The organism is Occallatibacter gabretensis (assembly GCF_001449115.1).
GTDB lineage: Bacteria > Acidobacteriota > Terriglobia > Terriglobales > Acidobacteriaceae > Telmatobacter > Telmatobacter gabretensis.
Genome location: NZ_LAIJ01000006.1, coordinates 1 through 20692, shown reverse-complemented (window position 1 = coordinate 20692; position 20692 = coordinate 1). Strand labels below are relative to the sequence as shown.

At 58.4% G+C, this 20692-nt stretch carries 19 protein-coding genes; 7 read left to right on the top strand and 12 right to left on the bottom strand.

Annotated features, from left to right (window positions below; all coding sequences use genetic code 11):
* Positions 1–46 precede the first annotated feature (46 nt).
* A complete protein-coding gene (locus VO84_RS04745; protein ID WP_058186148.1) occupies positions 47–2308 on the bottom strand; it encodes a beta-glucosidase in 2262 nt (753 codons plus the stop codon).
* Between the two features lie 157 nt (positions 2309–2465).
* On the opposite strand from VO84_RS04745, the gene efp reads away from it, so the two are divergent.
* Positions 2466–3041, top strand: a complete 576-nt coding sequence (gene efp, locus VO84_RS04740; protein ID WP_058186147.1) for an elongation factor P — start codon at positions 2466–2468, stop codon at positions 3039–3041.
* Here the strand turns inward: efp and VO84_RS04735 are convergent.
* On the bottom strand, positions 3038–4165 hold the full coding sequence (locus tag VO84_RS04735; RefSeq protein ID WP_058186146.1) for a metallophosphoesterase: 1128 nt from the start codon (positions 4163–4165) through the stop codon (positions 3038–3040). The genes efp and VO84_RS04735 overlap by 4 nt on opposite strands.
* Before the next feature lie 144 nt (positions 4166–4309).
* On the opposite strand from VO84_RS04735, the gene hemW reads away from it, so the two are divergent.
* The gene (gene hemW / locus VO84_RS04730) at positions 4310–5572 is read left to right on the top strand and encodes a radical SAM family heme chaperone HemW (RefSeq protein WP_058186145.1); all 1263 of its coding nucleotides are present in this window, start codon (positions 4310–4312) and stop codon (positions 5570–5572) included.
* Between the two features lie 10 nt (positions 5573–5582).
* Here the strand turns inward: hemW and VO84_RS04725 are convergent, their stop codons facing one another.
* The 6 genes from VO84_RS04725 to cutA all read right to left on the bottom strand — a co-directional run bounded on the left by VO84_RS04725 (position 5583) and on the right by cutA (position 9425).
* Positions 5583–6584 (bottom strand): GGDEF domain-containing protein, encoded by a 1002-nt coding sequence (locus VO84_RS04725; protein ID WP_197413893.1) that lies wholly within the window; start codon positions 6582–6584, stop codon positions 5583–5585.
* 231 nt (positions 6585–6815) lie between these two features.
* Positions 6816–7223 (bottom strand): OsmC family protein, encoded by a 408-nt coding sequence (locus tag VO84_RS04720; protein WP_058186143.1) that lies wholly within the window; start codon positions 7221–7223, stop codon positions 6816–6818.
* A gap of 10 nt (positions 7224–7233) precedes the next feature.
* Positions 7234–8109 carry an MqnA/MqnD/SBP family protein gene (locus VO84_RS04715; protein ID WP_058186142.1) on the bottom strand — a complete coding sequence of 292 codons (876 nt, stop codon included), beginning with the start codon at positions 8107–8109 and terminating at the stop codon, positions 7234–7236.
* A 67-nt stretch (positions 8110–8176) separates the two neighbouring features.
* Complete coding sequence (locus VO84_RS04710; RefSeq protein WP_058186141.1) at positions 8177–8770, bottom strand: biotin transporter BioY; 594 nt, start codon at positions 8768–8770, stop codon at positions 8177–8179.
* The gene (locus VO84_RS22395; RefSeq protein ID WP_157439723.1) at positions 8767–8913 is read right to left on the bottom strand and encodes a hypothetical protein; all 147 of its coding nucleotides are present in this window, start codon (positions 8911–8913) and stop codon (positions 8767–8769) included. Before VO84_RS22395 ends, VO84_RS04710 begins: the two co-directional genes overlap by 4 nt.
* 167 nt (positions 8914–9080) lie before the next feature.
* Positions 9081–9425 carry a divalent-cation tolerance protein CutA gene (gene cutA, locus VO84_RS04705; protein WP_058186140.1) on the bottom strand — a complete coding sequence of 115 codons (345 nt, stop codon included), beginning with the start codon at positions 9423–9425 and terminating at the stop codon, positions 9081–9083.
* Positions 9426–9547: 122 nt separating this feature from the next.
* On the opposite strand from cutA, the gene VO84_RS04700 reads away from it, so the two are divergent.
* The gene (locus VO84_RS04700; RefSeq protein WP_058186139.1) at positions 9548–10954 is read left to right on the top strand and encodes a phosphoglucomutase/phosphomannomutase family protein; all 1407 of its coding nucleotides are present in this window, start codon (positions 9548–9550) and stop codon (positions 10952–10954) included.
* A 19-nt stretch (positions 10955–10973) separates the two neighbouring features.
* Positions 10974–11384, top strand: a complete 411-nt coding sequence (locus tag VO84_RS04695; protein ID WP_231737783.1) for an FtsB family cell division protein — start codon at positions 10974–10976, stop codon at positions 11382–11384.
* Between the two features lie 475 nt (positions 11385–11859).
* Here the strand turns inward: VO84_RS04695 and VO84_RS04690 are convergent, their stop codons facing one another.
* Entirely contained in the window at positions 11860–13365 is a 1506-nt protein-coding gene (locus VO84_RS04690; protein ID WP_058186180.1) for a carbohydrate porin, read from the bottom strand.
* 140 nt (positions 13366–13505) lie between these two features.
* Between VO84_RS04690 and VO84_RS04685 the strand changes: the two genes are divergently transcribed.
* Complete coding sequence (locus tag VO84_RS04685) at positions 13506–13775, top strand: metal/formaldehyde-sensitive transcriptional repressor (protein ID WP_058186138.1); 270 nt, start codon at positions 13506–13508, stop codon at positions 13773–13775.
* Positions 13776–13909: 134 nt separating this feature from the next.
* Here the strand turns inward: VO84_RS04685 and VO84_RS04680 are convergent, their stop codons facing one another.
* From VO84_RS04680 to VO84_RS04670, 3 genes are all read right to left on the bottom strand, one after another.
* The gene (locus VO84_RS04680) at positions 13910–16516 is read right to left on the bottom strand and encodes a [protein-PII] uridylyltransferase family protein (protein ID WP_058186137.1); all 2607 of its coding nucleotides are present in this window, start codon (positions 16514–16516) and stop codon (positions 13910–13912) included.
* 193 nt (positions 16517–16709) lie between these two features.
* Positions 16710–17048 carry a P-II family nitrogen regulator gene (locus VO84_RS04675; RefSeq protein ID WP_058186136.1) on the bottom strand — a complete coding sequence of 113 codons (339 nt, stop codon included), beginning with the start codon at positions 17046–17048 and terminating at the stop codon, positions 16710–16712.
* Positions 17049–17153: 105 nt separating this feature from the next.
* Positions 17154–18569, bottom strand: coding sequence for an ammonium transporter (locus VO84_RS04670; protein ID WP_058186135.1), 1416 nt, complete (start codon positions 18567–18569; stop codon positions 17154–17156).
* A 180-nt stretch (positions 18570–18749) separates the two neighbouring features.
* On the opposite strand from VO84_RS04670, the gene VO84_RS04665 reads away from it, so the two are divergent.
* Positions 18750–19523, top strand: a complete 774-nt coding sequence (locus VO84_RS04665) for a hypothetical protein (RefSeq protein WP_058186134.1) — start codon at positions 18750–18752, stop codon at positions 19521–19523.
* A gap of 142 nt (positions 19524–19665) precedes the next feature.
* Positions 19666–20241 carry an NADH-quinone oxidoreductase subunit B gene (locus VO84_RS04660; protein WP_058186133.1) on the top strand — a complete coding sequence of 192 codons (576 nt, stop codon included), beginning with the start codon at positions 19666–19668 and terminating at the stop codon, positions 20239–20241.
* The last annotated feature ends 451 nt before the right edge of the window (positions 20242–20692 follow it).

Below are 20692 nucleotides of genomic sequence, written 5' to 3'. Positions count from 1 at the left end.
CAAGCCAACATCGCTCCGCAGATACGGGTTCTTTTCGTCCAGCAATCTACTGCAGGCTGACAGTCTTCTTCTCCGGCAGCTTATCGCTCGATCCACCCACCAGGAAGGTGTATTTCCCCGGAACCAGCGACCACGCATCCTTCGACTCATCCCAGATCGAAAGATACTTGCGATCAATCTCCACCGTGACAGTCTTCTTCTCCTTCGATCCCAGCTTCACCTTCGTAAAGCCCACCAGCCGCTTCGGAGGCTCCTGTGCGCTGTCCGGCAGCTCGGCATAAATCTCCGCAATCTCCGCGCCATCACGCTTTCCTTTGTTTTCCAGCTTGAAGGTCACCGTCACCGTATCGCCCGTCTTCACATCCAGATCGGAGTAGCCATAGGTCGTATACGAGAGCCCATAGCCAAACGGAAACAGCACCGGCTTCTTCTCTGCGTCATACCACTTGTAGCCCACCTTCAGCCCTTCGTCATAGTTGATGGGGAATGGCGGCAATCCCTTGGCCCACATCTCAGGAGTCGACGCGCCGTCAAAGTGTATCTTCTCTGGCTTTGAGATCGTCGGATGCGGCAGGTCCGCATCGCTCTTCGGGAAGGTATTCGGCAGCTTGCCGCTCGGGTTCACTGAGCCGAACAAGATATTGCCCAACGCACTCGCGCCATCGCTTCCGCTGTACCACGCCTCCACAATCGCTTCCGGCGCATCCACCCAGGGCATGGTCACCGGGCTGCCCGTCTCCAGCACCACCACAACATGGGAATTCGCCTTCGCCACCGCGTCAATGATCGCGTCCTGATCCACTTCCTTATCGCCGCTCTTGTACTTCGGCAGCGCCAGCGAAGGCAGATCCATTCCCTCGCTCTCCCACTGGTAAGCAAAGACCACCACCACATCCGCGCCCTTCGCAGCCGCCGCGGCAGCGGCCGGATCTACACCCGGATCAAACGTCACATTCGCATTCGGGGCACGGCTCTTGATCGCCTTCAGCGGCGAGCTCGGAAACCATATCTGCTGCTGCCAGTGCGTCGCGCCCTGTCCCGGAGGCAGAATCGCGCTGCCGCCAATCGGGTCCACCTGTGCAGATCCGCCGCCGGAGATCATGCCCACATCGGAGTGCGCGCCAATCACCGCAATCGACTTCACCTTCGCGCCTTCAATCGGCAATATGTCTTTGTTGTTCTTGAGCAGCACAATGCCGCCCTCTTCAATCTTCCGCGAAGTCTCAAAGCCCGCAAACGGGTCCACCACTGCGCGCTGCCGCGGATAATCAATCACGCCCGCCGCAAACATCGACCGCAGAATCCGGTGAATATGATCATCCAGCTCCGCCATCGGAATCCGGCCCGCGTCTACAGCCGCCTTGTACTTGTCGCTATAGAAGAACTTGCCCGGCTGCTCGTTATCGAGCCCAGCGGCAGAGGCCTTCTCAGTCGAATGCGTCCCACCCCAGTCCGACACCACAAAGCCCGGAAACTGCCAGTTCTTTTTCAGCACATCCTTCAGAAGCCACTCGTTCTCGCAAGCAAAGTCGCCGTTCACGCGGTTGTAGCTGCACATCACCGCCGCCGGATGGCCCTTAGTCACGCCAATCTCAAACGCCAGCAGGTCAGACTCATGTCCCGCACGCTTGTCAATCGATACATTCCCGGAATTGCGTCCGCTTTCCTGGTCGTTAAACGCATAGTGCTTTATGTCGCCAATCACATGCGCCGACTGTGTGCCCTCAATCAGCCTGGCAATCAATGTACCGGCCAGAATCGGATCCTCGCCCAGGTACTCAAACGTACGTCCGTTGCGCGGCTCGCGCGTAAGGTTGGTGCCGCCGCCCAGGGTCATGTTGTATCCCTGCGCGCGCAACTCGCGGCCAATCAGCGCGCCATACTCATACGCCGCATCCGCGTCCCAGCTTGCCGCCGCCGCCACGTTCGCCGGCAAGGCCGTTGCATACCGTCCATTCGCCTGGCTCGACCGCACGCCATACGCCGCATCGCTCATGTCAATGCCTGGAATCCCCAGCCTCGGCACGCCCACCGCATAGCCCACGCCGCGGTTCGATGGCGCATTCTCCGGCGTCACCGGATCGTCCGTCGGCATGCCCACCCCGTGCAGCAGCGCAATCTTCTCATCCAGCGTCATCTCCTTCAACACCATGTCGGCGCGCTCATCCGGAGAAAGGCTCGTATTCATCCACGGCCCCTTCGGCGGAGCCGGGCGCTGCGGACGCTGCGCGTATAGCAGGATCGAGCCTGCTGAGGCAAGGGCCACGGCAACTACAGCCAGCCGGGCAGGGAAGCGAGACGGTTTCATAAAATCCCCTTACTGAAACGTTTGTTTTGACCGCTCAATACTACCAATGCCCGCCGCTTACCCGGCAAGAACCATCTGACACCGTTTACAAAACTTAAGGCAGATTTGCCATTTACGATAGAGAAGAAGAATCATTCCTAGAGGGATAACAGAACCAATGGCAGCACTGATCGACGCAATCGACGTAAAGCGCAAAATGTACTTCGAGTTCGAAAACGCACCCTTCCTGTGCCTCGATTTCGAAATCTCTACGCCCACAGCCCGCGGCGGCCAGACGCTCGTGCGTCTCAAAATGCGTAACCTGCTCACCCGCGCCGTCTTCGACAAGACCTTCAAGGCCGGTGAAAAGTTCAAGGTGCCGGACCTCGAAACCGTCGAAGCCTCCTATCTCTACAGCGATACCGACGGCTCCTACTTCCTTGACCAGACCACCTTCGAGACCATTTCGCTCTCCGCAGACAAGCTCGGCGACGCGCTCGGCTTCCTTCTCGAAGGCGTCATCGTGCAGCTCGACAAGTTCAACGGCAATCCCATCGGCATTCAACTACCCCAGCAGGTCGAGCTCAAGGTGCAGTACACCGAGCCCGGAGTGCGCGGCAACACCGCCAGCGGAGCCGTTACCAAGTCGGCTAAGCTCGAAACCGGAATCGAGATTCAAGTGCCCTTCTTCGTCAAAGAAGGCGAATCCATCAAGGTCAACACCGAAACGCGCGAATTCGCGGGCCGCGCTTAAGCCACAGCCCGCTCAAACGTAATCAGAAGCACCTCCGGCGCAGTCCCAATCCGCATCGGAGGCCCCCACGTTCCCACCCCGACTGAAGTTAGTACCTGCAGGTCGCCAAACGCATGCAGCCCAAATGTGAATCGACCAAATGCCCGCTGCGTGATCCACGTAAACGGAAAAATCTGCCCCCCATGCGTATGCCCTGAGAGCTGCAGATGGAACCCCGCCTGCTCCACCAGCGGAAGCCGGTTTGGCACATGGTTCAGCAGAATCGCCGCGCGCCCGCGATCCACCTTCATCTTCTCCAGTATTCCGCGCAACCGCTGCGGATACGTCGTGTCCGCATAGCGCACGCCCGCCACCTGCACCCCATCCACATCCGTCAGCTCATTGTGCAGCACGTGAAAGCCGACCCCGCGAAGTGCCGTTTCGTACGCGGTCTCATCGCCAAACTCCTCGTGATTCCCGGCACAAAAATAAATCCCCAGACGCGGCTTCATCTCAGCGAGTGGCCCAGCCAGCTTTGCAGGATCTACCTTCGAGCCATCATAAAGATCGCCCGCAACAAAAATCACCTCTGGGTTCAGCCTCCGGGCAATACCGGCAATGCGCCGCGCAAAGCCCGCGCCATTCACATGCCCAAGATGCAGATCGCTTAGCATCAGCGCCTTCCGGCCGCGCCATGCATCGGGCAGATTCGGCAGCTCAATCGTCAGCTTCCGCTCGCGAATCCGTCGCGCATTCACAAAGCCATACAGACTAGCCGTCAGCGCCAGCGCCAAAAGCACATCTGCAATCCACGCGCGCGCCTGTGCCTCATTGACCGCATCCATCCAGTGAATCGGCAGCGCCATCAGCCAGCATAAGCACGCCGCCCAAACCAGAAAATTCAGCATACCCATCCAGCCGGAAGCCAGCGTATAGCAAACCTTCACCAACAAATTCGTCCAGCGAAAGCTTGGCAGCGTAGCCGCCACAAAGCTGAAGGAAAGCACCGCCAGCGCAAGGGCAAGCACATACCGCGTTTCAATTCCAAGTGGCCAGAAGCTTACCGCCGTCACATAAAGCAACCAGTGACCAAGGCAGAGAAGGGCCTGAATAAGAACAATGCCGAGTGCCGGCCAAACCTTCAATCCGATCTCCTTGAGGGGCTGCCGATGTCAAAAGGCCCTCTTTCCATGATGCCGGAAAGAAAATAGGTAAGCCATGAATTCTTGCATTCTGTTGACTCACCGGATTCCATGCGCCGCTTGCTCTCCATGAAACAATAACAACGTATGCCTCAACCGCCGCACAACGCGCTCGGCGTCTACATCTCGATCCCGTTCTGCCGCTCGAAATGCACCTACTGCAATTTCGCATCTGGCGTCTATCCAGCCAGCGAGCACACCCGCTACGTCGATCGCCTCATCGAAGACATGCGCCGATCGCATGCCTGGGCCGCGCAGATGGGTGTCGATCTTCCGCGCACCGTCGATACCGTCTACCTCGGCGGTGGCACGCCCTCGCTGCTTGAGCCACACCTCATCGAGCGCCTTTTCGCAGCTCTCCGCGTTGAATTCAACCTCACGGCCGATGCTGAAGTCACCGTAGAGTGTGCTCCCGCGCAGATAGCTGATGCCACACTGGTCGCGCTCGTTGAATCCGGCGTCAATCGCGTCAGCCTCGGCGTGCAATCCTTCATCGATCGCGAAGCGCATTCGAGCGGCCGCCTGCACAACCGCGCCGCAGTCCTCAGCGATCTTGAGCGTCTTCGTTCCGCTGGCATCACCAATCTCAACATCGACCTCATCGCCGGCCTCGCCGGCCAGACCTTCGCCTCATGGGATGAATCGCTCGCTGTTCTCCTCGACACCGGCATCCCCCACGCCAGCATCTACATGCTGGAAGTCGATGAAGATTCGCGACTGGGCCGCGAGATGCTTGCCGGAGGCGCGCGTTATCACGCGGAACTCGTCCCCTCCGACGACGCCATCGCCCGCATGTATGAAACCGCTCTCGATCGCCTAACCGCCTCCGGCCCAGGAGCGAGTCTGGCCCAATATGAAATCTCCAACTTCAGCCGCCCCGGCCTCGCCTCGCTCCACAATCTCCGCTACTGGCAGCGCCGCCCATATCTCGGCCTTGGCCTTGATGCCTCTTCCATGCTCCTCGATTCCGAGTCCGCCTATGCGTTGCGTTCCAAAACCGCAGACGATCTCAAGGCATACCTCGAAGACACCGAATCCCCTGAAACCGCCTGGCTCTCGCCAGACCGCCGCCATGAAGAAGCCTGGTTCCTCGGTCTCCGCATGAACTCCGGCGTTGATGCCGCGGCATTAGCAGCCGAATTCGGCCGCACTCGCGTAGCCCCGGCTCTTGAAGTCGCAAATCGCCTCGCGCACGATGGCCTACTCGTCAAAGACGAAGGCCACATCCGCCTCACGCCTCGCGGGCGGCTACTCTCCAACGATGTTTTTCAGGAATTTCTCTCGCTAGAGGCGGACGAAAGCGAAGCACGGCCCCCCGTTTTCGAATCAGCTCTCGAATCACGCAACTAACCACCCCAACCTACCAGGCCAGTAAGTCCTCGCCTGATGTAGGCGAAAGAAACGTCACTGGCCTCGCCAGCGCCTCCATGTCATTTCCAGCGCAGCGAATATTCTCCGGGCCCTCTTCTTTCGCCAGCCGCAAAGCCTCTTCCGCTTCGCGCAACACAATCACCGGAGACCGTCCCGCACTCGCCGCCACGCCAAAGCATGCCGAGAGCCGCACCACATGCCCCGCCGCATGAAATGGCGCAGAGAAGACCTCCGCGCGAATCCTCTCCGCCAGCAGCACCGCATTCACCGTACTGCACCCCGGAAGTCCGGCCAGAAACTCATCTTTCCCCGTTCTACCAAACAGATCGTACGTACGCAGCAGCCGCGTCGTGCGCTGCGCCACTTCCACCAGCAGCCGGTCGCAAGCCTCTAAGCCCAACCGTAGATTCCAGTGCCCAAAATCATCCACATCCAGCAGAATCAGGCTCAGCGGCGTATTCATGCGTTGTGCGCGATCCGTCTCGCGAAACAAAGAAGCCAACACCGCCGCGCGGTTCTGCGCGCCTGTCAGTGGGTCTATTTCCGCTGAAAGCGCAACCGTCTCGCGCAACTGCTCCAACTCCCGCTTCTGCTGGAACCATCGCAGTGCCCGTTCCACGCGCAGCCGCAGAAAATCCGGCCCGCAGCCAAAAGGAATCACATCGTCAATCACGCCGTCGGCAAGCCGTTCGGTCCAGGCGGGCGTAACGCTGTCCGTATACAGCACAATCGGAAACGGCATCCCCATCGTTCCCGTGTGCGCCGCAGCCAGCAATTGGTCCGTAGGTGCGCCAGGCAGCCGGGGGTCCAGCAGCAGCAGATCCAGAACGGGGCAGAGGGGTGCTGGGGCGGCCACGCGTGCCAGAACATCCTCGCTGCTTAGCGCAATCTCCACGCGTGCGCCGCCCACGCGCAACGCTGCTTCAGCCGTCTTCAGCAAATCCGGCTCTTGCGAAGCAAGAAGAAAGACAGGTTGGTGTTCTTCAGCCATCGTGCTCATCCTCAACAATGGCTGCATCGGCTGAGATTGGAAATGGTTGAGAATTTCAGGCCGGAAAAGCAGGTCAACAGCGGTAACGAACGGGGCATGATTCTCCCACATTAGTCACCTTTAATTTTTGGAGGGAGCAGCCTTCAGGCCTCTGAAAACAAGCGGAAAGGTAAATAGGGCTTTAGCCCTGGGCTTTTATGAAGCACGCAAGCCGTCTTACTTGCCGATGCCTCATCCCCACGTAAAGGAAATCGGCAGCGCCACATCCGGATGCAGGCTCTTATGCACCGGGCAGGCATGCGCAGCGCGCTCCAGCTTCAGCCGGTTCTCTTCGCTCACCCCGTGCGGCATATGAATCTTCACCGCCAGCTGCTGAATCTTTCTCGGCGGAGCGCTGGTCATTTCCTTTTCAACGATCGCGGTGGCTCCGGCAATATCGATCTTCAGCGTCCGCGCCAGAATGCCCATGGTGGTCAGTATGCAGGTTCCCAGCGCCGTCGCCACCAGGTCAGTCGGGGAGAAGCTCTCGCCGCGCCCCTGGTTGTCCTTCGGAGCATCGGTGTTCAACACGGTCTCTGACGGGCCATGCACTACGCTGCAATGCAAATCACCCTGGTACTCCATCTGGATCGAAACCATATCTGCCCTCTTAATCCACAAAGTCCACTTGCGGTTTCACCGTGATCACGCCGCGCTCGTATCCCAGCTCCAGAAGCTTTTTGATCGCCTCGCGTCCATCCGCTCCATAGTCCAGCGTGCGCTCATTCACATACATGCTCACAAAGCGGCTGGCCAGCGTTGTGTCCAGGTCGCGTGCAAACTGCATCGCATACTCCAGCGCCTGCTCTCTGTGGTCCAGCCCGTGCTGAATGCTATCGCGCAGCGCCTGCGAGCAGATTTTGTGGACATCCGCGCCCAGTGACCGGCGAATCGCATTGCCGCCCAGCGGCAGCACCAGCCCGGTCGTCTCGCGCCACCACACGCCCAGGTCAATCACCTTGGACAGGCCGCTCGTCGCATACGTAAGCTGCCCTTCGTGAATAATCAGCCCCGCATCATACTTGCCCGCTTGAATTGCAGGAATGATCTGATCGAACGGCACAACCTCGGTCTCAAGCTCAGGATTGAAAACCTTCAGCGCAAGAAACGCAGTCGTCAGCGTCCCCGGCACAGCAATCTTGATCTTGCCCAGGTCCTCCGTCGCAAGCTTGCGGCTTGCCACAATCATCGGCCCGTAGCCTTCGCCCACGCTGCCGCCGCAGCCCATCAGAGTGTAGTTTTCCTGCACGTAAGGATAGGCATGAAAGCTGATCGCGGAGATGTCGTAGAACGCCTCGTTCTGCGCCCGCTGGTTCAGCGTCTCAATGTCCGTCAGCGTGTGCGTAAAGCGGTAGCCCGGCACGCGAATCTTGTTCGTGGCCAGACCGTAGAACATGAATGCGTCATCGGAGTCAGGGCTGTGGGCAATCGAGATAGTGCGAATCTCAGGGGACGAAGCAACGGAATCAGACTGCGAAGAACTCACGAAACAATACTTCCTTTCAAAGGAAACTAAAGCGCAGGGAATAAACTCCCTGCGTTCAAGTCTGTGCTTAGTTTGCGCGGCGAATGCGGGATGCACCCGCTCCGATACCCGCGGCGGCAGCAATCTTCAGAGCCTCGCCCGGCAGAAACGGCAGCACTGCCTGCGTAAAGACAACAGATGCGGAGCCATGCGTCCACAGTGCCAGCCAAACAGCACCCGTAGCCAGAATCAGTGCGTCGCCAGCAGCAGCGGAAACCAACCCCCATCCAAAATTACGGTTGCTGCGCCGCCACATAACTGCAATCAATGCCGCAGCCGCGGGATACGCCATCAGGTAGCCGCCCGTTGGTCCAAAAAGGTGAGCCAGCCCGGAAAGTCCCGTCGGCCCGGGCGCAAAGACCGGCAATCCCATCGCGCCCTCGGCCAGGTAGGCCGTTAGCGTCGCAAAAGCCATCCGCGGCCCCAGCAGCAGGCCCAGCACCAGCACCGCAAAAGGCTGCAGTGTCAGTGGCACCGGAGTGAAGAACAGCGGAATCGAAACATGCGCGCACGCAGCCACAAAGAGCGTCCCGGCCAGCACAATTCCACCGGCACGAAGCGCCGCGATTCCGGGCGTTTCCTGCGCATTCAAAGCCCACTGCATCGGTGCGGGTTTGTTCATTTGCCTTCCTCCGTATGAATCTCTTCTTCTGCCGAATGTGGCTCCTGCGTCTGCTCTGCTTGCTTATGTCTGCGCCATACATGGCGTGCCACGCCCGCTGACGCAATGAGCAGCGCCGCTACCGAGGCGAAGAGTGCAATCATGAGCCATCGCATGAGGCAATACGCGGTCTTTCTTTTCTATTTGCCGTCCTGCGGCGCAGCTGCAAAAGCAAGCGCAATTGTAATAAACAAATCAGGTTCGGCAGCATTCCGCTGTTGCCAAGAATACCAGACCAAGCCGTCGAAATCCGGCCCTCCACAGGCTGCGATTACTCCGCCACGCGCCCGCTCAGCACGCTCTGCATCCAGTTCAGATACCCTGTGCTTCCAGCCTCCACCGGCAACACAAGAAACTCCGGAGTCTCGTAGCTGTGCAGTGTAATCAGCCGCGCTTCTAATGCAGGAATCCGCTCCGCATCCGTCTTCAGCAGCATCAGCGTCTCCGTGGCCAGCTCCGTCTTCCCCTCCCACTCGTAGATCGACTCCACGGAAGGAATCACCGTTGCGCACGCCACCAACCGCTCAGTCACCAGTATGCGTCCAATGCGAGACGCCTCGCCGGCACTCGCCACGGTGGTAAGGACAATCCGTGCAGTTGTTGGAGATTCAGCCATGCCTAGCCTCAGCGGGAGTATACGTCGTTACCATTGCTGGCGCGTTACTTGCCCTACCCCACCCCAGAAAGGCAGTATGTTCATGCAGGCCCCGCTGCGGCGGATGGAAAGGAAACGCATTCATGAGCGTCATTAAATTCGGCACTTCCGGCTGGCGTTCTATCGTTGCCGGCGACTTTACCTTCGCCAACATCCGCCTCGCCGTCGCTGGCATCGCATCCTACGTCAAATCGCAGCCCGCGCCGCACCGCGTGCTCGTCGGTCGCGACCCGCGCTTCCTGGGCGAAACCTTCGTCGATGAGGCCGCCCATGTTCTCGCCGGTGCCGGTGTCACGCCCATCGTCATCTCGGATGCCGCTCCCACGCCCGCCATCGCGTATGCCGTCCGCACGCTCAAGACCTCCGGCGCCATCAACTTCACCGCCTCGCACAATCCGCCGGAATACAACGGCATCAAGTTCAACACCCATGACGGCGCGCCCGCCCTGCCTGAAGTTACAAAGCAGATGGAAGCCGACATCGCCCAGCTCGAATCCACCGGCGCTTCCATCCCCAAGGCAGACCCACCATCCGGCGGCTTCGAAACCGTCGATATCAAGCCCGCTTTCGTAAAGCGCCTCACAGAACTCGTCGATCTCAAAGCCATCGCCAAATCCGGCATCAAGATCGTCTACGATCCCTTCTGGGGCGCAGGCCGCGGCTACACTTCCGACATCCTCCGCGACGCCGGAGTCGCCGTCGAAACCGTCCACGATTACCGCGACGTCCTCTTCGGCGGCCACGCGCCTGAACCCGACGATCATCTCCTCGGCGACGCCAAACAGAAAGCCAAAGAGATCGGCGCATCGCTCATCGTCGCCACCGACGGTGACGCAGACCGCTTCGGCATTGCGGATGGCGACGGCACTTTCATTCAGCCCAACTACATCATCGCCCTGCTCTTCGATTACCTCGTCGAGACCCGCGGCTGGCGCAACGGCGTTGCAAAATCTGTCGCTACTACCAATCTCATCAACGCCATCGCCGAGCACCACAAGGTTCAGCTCTACGAAACCCCGGTCGGCTTCAAGTACATCGGCGAACTCATCCTCCAGGACAAGATCGCCATTGGAGGCGAAGAGTCCGCCGGCCTCACCATCCGCGGCCACGTGCCGGAAAAAGACGGCATCATCGCCGATCTCCTCGTGGCTGAAATGGTCGCCACCCGCGGCAAGTCGCTCGGCGTCCAATTACGTGAGTTATTTGGCAAAGTTGGTTCCTTCTATCCGGTTCGGGAGAACTTCCACTTGACCGACGACCAGAAAGCCCGCTTCACTGAGAAGTTGAAGGCAGATCCAACCGAGCTCAGCGGGCGCAAGGTGGCCAGCGTGGTTCGCACAGATGGCCTCAAGTTGATTCTCGACGACGGCTCCTGGGTTTGCTACAGGCTTTCCGGCACAGAACCCGTCGTACGCGCATACACTGAGGCCCGCAGCGAGTCCGATATGGAAGCGCTCAAGTCCGCAGCCGAAAAATTCGTCTTGTCGTAAACGGAACCCGATGCCTCACATGCCTGAACAAGCCGATATGTACCCGCCCATCGCCGAGCCGCTCGCTCGCGCCTCGGAGCCGCTGCCGCGCCGTGTCCTCAATTGGGCCATGCGCGCATGGCGTCCGGCCGGCTCGGTGATGGCAGTATGTCTCGCGCTGCTCCTCGGCTGGCATGTGGTCAACGGCAAGCACGGCCTCACCACGTGGAATCAGAAGCGCGTCGAAGACAAGCAATTGCAGAAAGAGATCGACGATCTCCAGCAGGAGAACGCGCGCCTTCACACCCGCGTCGACCGCCTCAAGTCCAACCCGGACGAAATCGAGCACGAAGCCCGCGAAAAGCTCCACTACGCCAAGCCGGGCGAGGTGATCTACGCGCTACCGGAGGCATCCGCCTCGCAATCCCAGCCGGCAACTCAGAACCGCTAATGCATTTCAAGCGGTGCCGCATCCCGAAGCCGAAAGCCACGTTACTTTAGTCCACTGTACTTTTGTACCGAAATCCCATTCGAATAGTTTGCACAAAATTATCCTCATTTGTGCCATGCTTATCTTGAAGTCAAAAAAGGCCCGGTCTTCAGCGACCGGGCCTTCGCATTTCCTATCGCGAATGATCCTGCCGGAAGATTGCCTCCGCAGAAAAGGAGCACAAAAAGTGGGAATTAACCCAGCTTTGGCCGCTATTTCGCACCCTTTTTCAAGCGGAAATACGCCTTCATCTATTTGAAAATAAACGCCTTATTTAAGAAATAAATCAGAAAAAGCAGATTTTCACACCCCGCAGAATCTGTGATTTCAGTAAATCTGTGGGCCCGTAAAAATCTTATATCACTGAAAATAAACCGGATATGTTCATCGAACATCTATTTTCCCCCACAGATTCTGTGGGGTGTAGTTCACGGTTTCAAAAATCCACATGCGCCCGCGCCGATCCCACCCACGCCGGCCCGCGATCCCGGTTATATCCGGGATTGTTGATGTGCTGCACATCCACGGAATAGAACAGCCCTCTCCAGAGGTGCCACGTGTAGTAGCTTTCGACAATCGTCTCTCGCCCGTAATTCAGGCTTCCATCTCCCAGCAGAAATCCCAATCCGCCGTAATGCAGATAATTCTGATGGTCCTTTTTAATCGCATTGGAAACAAGTGCCACGCCTAGCTTGTCATTCGCTCGATGCCACTGTTTGCCCGCATAATCAGCGCCTGCTTCCACCGTCTGGTCCACTTCGGTGTAGGCATAAGACTCATGCTGGCCCTCGTTCCATCCGAAACGTCCGAAGAATCGCAGATTCTCCGTAATCTCCTGCAGCGTGTTGTATCCAAACCCGTACTTCAGCGCGCCAAAATGCTCATGCGCCGTAATCTTCGGCGTCGGGTCGATTCCGTCCAGATACGCCTGCACAGCCTCACGATACGTGCCCATACGCGCCCGGTTCGCAAAGAACAAAATCCGCGTCGTTCCTTTGCGTCCCTTCAAAAGGCTCTGCCGCAGCTCAAATTCGCTGTTCTGCCCATGCGCCCGGCTGAAGGCCCAGTCTAGATCAATGCCATTGGCCACCGTGGGCATCGCAAATATGCCATATCGCAAGCTCCAGTTCTTATCGTCGTACTCGGCCATACCGCCCACGGTGTATCCGCGCGTGTCCGCCGCATAGTCCCAGGCGCCGTTGTTGTCCACCGTCCAGTTCATAAACTGCAGATGGCTGTCCGACCCCGCATCGTTGATGTCAAAAAAATCCGGCAGCGTCATCTTGCCAATACGAAATTCAATTCGCCGCTCCGGAACCTCAGTAGCCAACGCAAAAAAATTCGCATCCTGGCTCGTGGTCTTGTCGGTCAGCCCAAACACCTGGTGAATCTCATACCGCGCGATATAAGGAGTGCTGCCCAGATTCGGATTTCGCACCACATCCAGGTTCGTAAATCCCGCCAGCCCCAGCGCCTCGCTCAGCCCGCGCCCGCCGGCCGACTCCATATCGAAGATCAGGTCGGTGTTGTATCGCACAGAGTGTGTCGGCCGTACCGCCCCATACAGTGTGCCAACCATCGATGTCTTGTATTCCGCGGAATTGCGAAAGCTGTTCGGCCCCTCGTACAGCGAGTGAAACGGAAGTCTCCCCTGCAGAATGATGTTCGCCTGCCCGGAAAGCCACCACCGTGCCGCCTCCGGATGCGGAAACATCGTCACCACTGCATCATCTCCGCCAGCGGGCTCGCCTGCAGATTGCTTACCCTCTTCCGCTTGTTGCCACGGCAGCAGAAAGTTAAACAGCACCGTCGAATGGCCTGCAGCCACCTGGGACGCAACCTGCGGATCAGGCGCTGAAGGCAGCGCCGCATCCTGCTGCGCACACGCCGCCGCAGCCATCCCGGCTGCCAGGCACAGCGTCAATGTCGATCGGACGTACATCGAGGACATCCAGGAGCCTTTCAAGCCAATGAATTTGCTCTGCAATAGCAGACAGAAGGGGTAGGATGAGGACGAAGCAACTATACCCCCATCCCGTACATACTATACCCCGGGAGGGTATCGTCAAGAGGGAAATATTCATGTCTCAGGAACGGGAAACCATCAAGATGGTCCAGCGGGTGCGCAAGCTCCGCGGACAGATGGACGCCATCGAGCGCTCGCTCACCTCCGCCGGTGACTGTGGTGACCAGCTTATGCTTCTGGCCGCCGTCCGTGGCGGCGTAAACAGCCTCATGGGAGAAGTGCTCGAAAACCATATCCGCTTCCACCTCGCCGACGGCGCAAAGGAGCAAATTGCGCCCGAACTGGCTGAAGATCTCATTGACCTCGTCCGCGCTTATCTTAAATAAGCGTGTATCTGTCTCGGCAATCCAGCTGTGCCCTCATGGTAGATGCCGAGATGTTTTGGAATTGTTAAAGCCGTGTTGAATCGCGCAGGCGTGGCCCAGATGAACCCGGACGAGCCCAGTTTGGCACAGTCGCCTCAAGCCGTAGCGGGCGTGCGCATTGCTTCTAAAGCTTCCGTTAGTTCGGCTGCCAGGGTCTGCTGTGTCTCTTCGGCAAGCTTAGCGCCGTTCTGCGTCAGGTAGAAGACGTCAATTGCCGTCTCTCCTTCCGTATCGATCAGCGCGGCCTCAATATTGCACTGGTGCTTGCTCAGCGTAAGCGCAATCTGACGCAGCAGTCCCGGACCATCCTGAGCCACTACTTGAAGCAAAGTCGAGTGTGTGGAAGACACCGAGTCGAACTGCAGTCGTGTCGGCACCTCTACTTTGATACCCGCCGAGTGATTCTGACGCCGCCCGCGCAGCATCTGCTCCACTTCTACCTTCTGCGCCACCACGTCGTGAACATTCAGCAGAAAGCGGCTCTTCTCACTCGGGTTCAGCTCAAGTGTGCGAAACACATCCGAGAATTGAAAGCTGTCTACCACCACGCCTGCATCGTTTGAGAACGCGCCGGCCTTCACAATGTTCATGCCCCAGGCAGCCAGCGCTCCGGCTACATCCGCGAACAGCCTCGACCGGTCCCGCGAAACCACCGTCAGGTCAAACAACTGTCGCAGTGGCCGCAGATCCAATTGCACCGGATCCGTATTCAGGTTCAGAGATAGCTGGAAGTGGTTGCGAATATACTCCGGCAGCCTCGTCTGCAGGTACCGCTGCGGAAGCCCTTCGAGAAACTGTCCCAGTGCAGCGTACTGTGCCGGCTGAACCATCGATCGCAAGCGGTTCTGCAAGGTCGGGTCGACCGCCGCGTGGTATCGCGTCTCATCCACACTGCGGTCCATAAAGTTGGCCGTTGTCATGTAGAGCTGCCACAGGTTCTCAGCCTTCCATGGCGTTAGCGCCTCCGGATTCACAGCCTTGATGTCCGCGTATGTCAGCAGCGTCATCATCTTCAGCAGCGTGGGGCTGCCCATCTTCTCTGCGAATGCCCGTACATTCTCCGTGTCGAAAATATCGCGCCGCAGCGCGTTCGACATCTCCAGATGCTGTCCGATGAGCTTGAGTACGGTCTCGCGCTCTTCGTTATCAAAATCCAGCCTCGCGAGAAAGCTGTCCGCTAGTTCCACGCTCTGCATCGTGTGCTCGCCCGTACGCCGCCCCTTGCCGGTGTCATGTAGCAACAGCGCCAGCAGGAACAGATCAAGCCGGTCAATCTCAGGCAGCAGTTGACCCAGCCGCTGCTCGTAATCATGCGCCGGCTGCCGCAGTCCGTGAACATTATTGATTGTCAGGAAGGTATGTTCATCCACCGTGTAGCGGTGATAGCTGTCGCGGATCACCAGCGCATCAATGCCATGAAACTCCGGAATCAGCATCTCCAGGATGCCCAGCGCATGCATCGTTCGTAGCGTGTGTGCCGCGTGTGGTCCCAACAGCACCTCCCGCAGCGCATTCCACAGATATGGCCCCTCTGGAATGTGAATCGCCAGCGCCGGAAGTGAGTCCGTGATGCAGTCTTCTGACGCCTGCGAAAGCGTGTATCCATGTGTGGCCATCAGGGAGAAGATGCGGAGGATCGAAGCTGCGTCCTTGAACTGCGCGCCGGGAAGAATATCGATGCGTCCCTGGTCGAGAATGAACTCTGTTCCCGCAATCGGGCTGCGTCGCCTGCGGAACTGTTTGTAGAAGCTCACTGGCGCCGGCAGGTTTTCCATCAGCAGCGCCGCACGGCGGTAAATCACCCGCGCATGACGATAGTAAGTTCGCATCCAGTATGCCGGGTCGGCTGTTCCGCGAGTCTCCAGGCCAATCGATTGTGCTGCAGCCTCATCCTGCGATTGCCAGTCCAGCGCATTGTTGTCACGTCCATGACGGAAATGCAGAAAACATCGGGCAGCGGCCAGAAAATCAAACGCCGCCTCAGCATCGCCGCGCGCGCTCTGGAAGACTCCCCCGCGCTGCTTGGGCCACTCTCGCGTCTCTTTCAGGTGAAACAGCAGCGCAAACCAGACTGCCAGGTGATAATCCCGCAATCCGCCTGGACAATCCTTCACATTCGGCTCCAGGTGAAAGATCGTGTTCCCGAACTTGGCATGGCGCGCGCGCGCAATCTCACCCAGCTTCTGCGTAATCTGGTTCCACTCGCTCAGCACCAGTCCGGGCAGCACCGTCTGGTGCAACTGTTGGTAAAGAGGGAACTGCCCGGCCAGAAATCTCCGGTCCAGTGTCGCCAGCGTGAACTCCAGGTTGTCAGGATCGAACCGCCCGGCCTCTTTCAACGTCCGCGACGCGGGACTGGCGCGCAAACCAATGTCCCACATCCCCTGGATAATTGCCCGTACCGCATCCCTGGCCTGCTCCTCGGTCTTTTCGTCCGCATAGGCAAACAGCACATCGATGTCAGAGAAAGGAAACAGGTCCTTGCGCCCATATCCGCCCAGCGCCAGCAGAGAAACGTTGTACCCTGGATTGCCCGCAAAGGCCCTCCGCCACATCTCGATCAGAATGCGGTCCACAATCGCCGAACGCCGCCGGATCGCCGCAGTCCCGTCCCCGGTGCGCTCCCACGTCTGCCGCACCAGCGCCATCTCGCGCAGATACAACTCCCGTAGATCGTCCACCGTAAGTGCGACAGGGTCCATATGCTCTGAAAGTTGGTCTTCCGAAGGTTTTTGCCGAAGCAAAAGGTTGTCCTAACAGGATAAGCGAAAATGGAAGGCAACAGAGCAGGGAAGCAGGCCCTGAAAGCGAGAATGGATCAACAATCTCAAGAAATATAAAAAGGGCGCATTCCTGCCGCGCCCTCTCCTCAGCGATAAAACTACTTTCTGATAGCTACAGCGCCGACTCGCCCCGCTCATCATTGCGAATACGGATTGCGTCGTCGATCTTGCTGCAGAAAATCTTGCCGTCGCCGATGCGCCCTGTCCGAGCTGCGCCCACAATCGCCTCAATGGCCTTGTCCTTCAGGACATCCGCCACCACCATCTCGATCTTCACCTTCGGCAACAAATCAACCGTGTACTCGCGGCCGCGATAAAACTCCGTGTGACCCTTTTGCCGCCCATGCCCACGGGCTTCCAGAATCGTCATTCCCTCGATGCCTGCTTCCAGCAGCGCATCCTTTACTGCATCCAGCTTGGAAGGCTGGAGAATCGCTTCAATCTTCACCATGTGTGCAATGCCTCAGTTCTAGAACTGCTCCGGCTCCTTAGCCTATCAGGCCGGGCGGTGTACGCGTCCGCCCGGCGTACCTCTTCAGTGAACCCCGCTTCTATTTCACGAAGTGAAGTCATAACCCTCTTCACCGTGTTGCGAGAGATCCAGCCCCTCATTCTCATCGTCTGCGGAAACCCGCAGCCCGATTGTCTTATCGACAACAAACAGCAGAATCGGAGTTCCAATCAGCGAAATCAGCCACGCAATTCCTGCACCGGCTGCCTGGTTGCCCAGCTGAGACCAGTGCCCGTCAAGAACGCCGAGCGCCAGCGGCTTGCCTGAGGCATCGTTGCCAAACGCCGGGTTGATCACGGCCACTGCAAACACACCCGTCAGCAGCGCGCCCAGCGTTCCGCCCATGCCATGCACGCCAAAAGCGTCCAGCGAGTCGTCATATCCCAGCTTGCCCTTGATGATCAACACCATGAAGGAGCAGAAGAATCCCGCGATCAGGCCGATTGCCAGCGCAGACATCGGCTGTACATAGCCGGAGGCCGGCGTAATCGCCACCAACCCCGCCACCGCGCCTGAAATTGCGCCCAGGGCCGTCGGTTTGCCGTTGTGGAACCATTCGAAGACGCTCCAGCCCAGCGCCGCCGCCGCCGCCGCAAAATGCGTATTGATAAACGCGCTCGTCGCCAGCGAACCCGCATTCGTTGCCGAACCCGCGTTAAATCCAAACCAGCCCACCCACAGCAGGCACGCGCCAATAAAGCTCAGCACCAGCGAGTGTGGAGGCATCGCGGTCTTTGGATACCCGATGCGCTTGCCCAGGTACAGCGCCGTAATCAGAGCGGATACGCCCGAAGTAATATGCACCACCGTCCCGCCCGCAAAATCCAGGCTCGGAATCCTACCTCCGTTCGCATTCAGCAGCCCGCCCGCGCCCCAAACCATGTGCGCCATCGGGCAATACACCACCAGCGACCACAGCGAGAGAAACACCGCCATGCCGCTGAACTTCATCCTCTCCGCAAACGCGCCCGTAATCAGCGCCGGCGTGATAATGGCAAACATCAGCTGGTACACCATGTATGTCTGCTCTGGAATCGTCTGCGGATACACCTTCTCAAGCGAAGGCGTCAGCGGAACATTGTTCAGAAACAGGTGCTCAAAGCCGCCCACAAACCAGTTCCCATGCCCAAAGGCCAGCGAGTAGCCCACAACCGCCCACAGGATTGTCACCAGCCCCATCATGGCGAAGCTCTGCATCATCGTGCCGAGAATGTTCTTCTTCCGCACCAGCCCGCCGTAGAACAGCGCCAGTCCGGGCCCGGTCATCATCAGCACCAGTGCCGCTGAGGTGAGCATCCAGGCGTTATCACCCGCGCTCTGCGCGTTGGCAACCGCCGTATTCAGTGCGTTGATTTGAGCCTGTGTGGATTGCGCTCCGCCTGAGCCGGCCGCCTGAGCCAGACCAAGCGCAGGCAATCCCAGAAAGACAAGCAGTGCGAGAAATCTACGCCAACAATGCATGGTTATCTGTTTCCTGTATATGAGAATGAAGAAACTGAAAAGGTTTGGAACTGATCATAGCGCACAGCGAAAGGATGGCAGGCGCTCATCTTTGTGGAACTGATTCAAGCTTGCCGGATAAGGCATAAGAATAGAACAAGGATTTGTCAGATTGGGCGAAAGAAGGATTCACCAGGGAGCATGATCAACGCAATCCTACATGTACGGCGAATCGCGTCCATCGTCTCCGCCTGCCTATCTGCATTCCTGCTCTCCGGGCTGGCATCGCCTCCGGTTCAGGCGCTTCCCACAGCCTGCTCTAAAATCACCATCCAGGGCGAAGTTTCTTCCGGACAGGCGTGGTCCGCGCCGCTGGGTCAGGGCTGGGTCTTGCGTTTGGTTCCCGTTCAGCCCGGCGACAAATACTCCGGCTGGGACATCGTCCTGAATCGAACCCCAGGGGACCGCATCGAACCCGCCGGTTTTCCGGATGCGGTCTTCCTTGCCACGCCACCTTACGGCTCGCTCAACGAACGCGAAATCGCTACTACCTACGGCCTTCGCGCCCAGGACGCCATCGGCTGGAACCCCCGAACCTTCCGCTTCCTCCTGGATCCTCTGGCCTTTCATGCCGGGCAGCAGTTGTATCTTTCATCGCATGGCGCTGCTGATCCAAAGACCTCAGCAAGCCTGCTCGATCTCATCCATTCCGCCTCGCAGGGCGAGTTGCGCATCGTTGACGCTCGTGCGGTCCCCGGTATTGCTGACCCCGCCTCCTACGCGCAGAACTGGGCAATTGCCGCTGCGCGCACTCCGTATCAAGCGGTGGCTCCGATCGGTGGCCAGCCAACCCCGCGAGGCGCGCTTCTCTGGATGCGCTTCACTCTGGCACTATGGCCGCCGCCGGGCTGGCGCGCCCCCGCCGGGTGGACCGCAGTTTCCGCACCCTGCCCGCTCACTTCGCCGGCGCATTAAATTTACTGTCCGTATCCGGTCTCGAACTGCACGGATACATCCCCTTCCACTTCTCCAGCATCGTAGGATTTGGGGTTCTAACCGCTCGGCTTCGCTCAACTTAGCGCTGGCTCTGGGTAAATAACAAAGGTATATTGGAAGCATGACGGCATCTCTGGAGCGCGATCGCTACCTCTTCGGCAGTTTGGAAAGTAGCGCGCTAAACCGCGCCAAGCTTCGCGAAGTGAATTATGGCTTTGAGCAGCCCGAGGGCGTGTTTTTCACCACTCTCGATTTCGCCGTGAATTGGGTTCGCAAAAGTTCAGTCTGGCCCATGACCTTCGGTCTTGCCTGCTGCGCCATTGAAATGATGTCCATGGGCGCTTCACGCTTTGATATTGCGCGTTTCGGCGCAGAGGTATTTCGCCCGTCGCCTCGTCAGTCTGATCTCATGGTCATCGCCGGCCGCGTCTCGCAGAAGATGGCCCCGGTCATTCGGCGCCTGTACGACCAGATGCCCGAGCCCAAGTGGGTTATTTCCATGGGCGCTTGTGCCACTTCAGGGGGTGTATTCAATAATTACGCGCTTGTCCAGGGCGTGAATCAGATCATCCCCGTAGATGTTTATGTTCCCGGCTGTCCGCCCCGGCCTGAGCAGTTGATGTATGCCATCACCTTGCTGCAGGAGAAGATTCAGCGGGAGCCGCACAGTTTGCGCAAGACGCTTAACCTTCAGTGATTGTCTGGCGCTGGAGCAAAGTATTTCAACAGCAATCTCGGCAGAACCGAATCAAGTAACCGAAGTACCGTCCAGGGCATGATTCGGGGATGATCAGGATGATTCATAGCGGTGGGGCATGTGCCGCATCGTTGAAAAAATGTGCTTTAGCGGTGCAGTATTGTGATACCGTACGTGTGACGGTTTACTGGCCGTTTCAGGCGAATGATCGTGTGAGGGTAACTTCGGCGGTGTCGCATTACGAGTAGCTTGGGCACTTGACCCGGGTCTGAAACACAAATAAAAAAAGCAGTTGAGTTTGATTGCGGAGGAAAAACGGATGCACTCACAAATGAAGAGGACAGTAAGCCGAGTTTTGGCGCTGGCGGTGCTATCTCTAGCGCCGTATGCGTTGAACGGACAGGGAGCGGCGAAGGCGCCGTCGTATGGGGATTCGCCGTCGCGGTGGGAT

Excerpts from the sequence above, each read along its gene's own strand:
- VO84_RS04745 (WP_058186148.1), bottom strand. The coding sequence starts at position 2,308 with ATGAAACCGTCTCGCTTCCCTGCCCGGCTGGCTGTAGTTGCCGTGGCC.
- efp (WP_058186147.1), top strand. The coding sequence starts at position 2,466 with ATGGCAGCACTGATCGACGCAATCGACGTAAAGCGCAAAATGTACTTC.
- hemW (WP_058186145.1), top strand. The coding sequence starts at position 4,310 with ATGCCTCAACCGCCGCACAACGCGCTCGGCGTCTACATCTCGATCCCG.
- VO84_RS04725 (WP_197413893.1), bottom strand. The coding sequence starts at position 6,584 with ATGGCTGAAGAACACCAACCTGTCTTTCTTCTTGCTTCGCAAGAGCCG.
- VO84_RS04720 (WP_058186143.1), bottom strand. The coding sequence starts at position 7,223 with ATGGTTTCGATCCAGATGGAGTACCAGGGTGATTTGCATTGCAGCGTA.
- VO84_RS04710 (WP_058186141.1), bottom strand. The coding sequence starts at position 8,770 with ATGAACAAACCCGCACCGATGCAGTGGGCTTTGAATGCGCAGGAAACG.
- VO84_RS22395 (WP_157439723.1), bottom strand. The coding sequence starts at position 8,913 with ATGATTGCACTCTTCGCCTCGGTAGCGGCGCTGCTCATTGCGTCAGCG.
- cutA (WP_058186140.1), bottom strand. The coding sequence starts at position 9,425 with ATGGCTGAATCTCCAACAACTGCACGGATTGTCCTTACCACCGTGGCG.
- VO84_RS04700 (WP_058186139.1), top strand. The coding sequence starts at position 9,548 with ATGAGCGTCATTAAATTCGGCACTTCCGGCTGGCGTTCTATCGTTGCC.
- VO84_RS04695 (WP_231737783.1), top strand. The coding sequence starts at position 10,974 with ATGCCTGAACAAGCCGATATGTACCCGCCCATCGCCGAGCCGCTCGCT.
- VO84_RS04690 (WP_058186180.1), bottom strand. The coding sequence starts at position 13,365 with ATGTACGTCCGATCGACATTGACGCTGTGCCTGGCAGCCGGGATGGCT.
- VO84_RS04685 (WP_058186138.1), top strand. The coding sequence starts at position 13,506 with ATGTCTCAGGAACGGGAAACCATCAAGATGGTCCAGCGGGTGCGCAAG.
- VO84_RS04680 (WP_058186137.1), bottom strand. The coding sequence starts at position 16,516 with ATGGACCCTGTCGCACTTACGGTGGACGATCTACGGGAGTTGTATCTG.
- VO84_RS04675 (WP_058186136.1), bottom strand. The coding sequence starts at position 17,048 with ATGGTGAAGATTGAAGCGATTCTCCAGCCTTCCAAGCTGGATGCAGTA.
- VO84_RS04670 (WP_058186135.1), bottom strand. The coding sequence starts at position 18,569 with ATGCATTGTTGGCGTAGATTTCTCGCACTGCTTGTCTTTCTGGGATTG.
- VO84_RS04665 (WP_058186134.1), top strand. The coding sequence starts at position 18,750 with ATGATCAACGCAATCCTACATGTACGGCGAATCGCGTCCATCGTCTCC.
- VO84_RS04660 (WP_058186133.1), top strand. The coding sequence starts at position 19,666 with ATGACGGCATCTCTGGAGCGCGATCGCTACCTCTTCGGCAGTTTGGAA.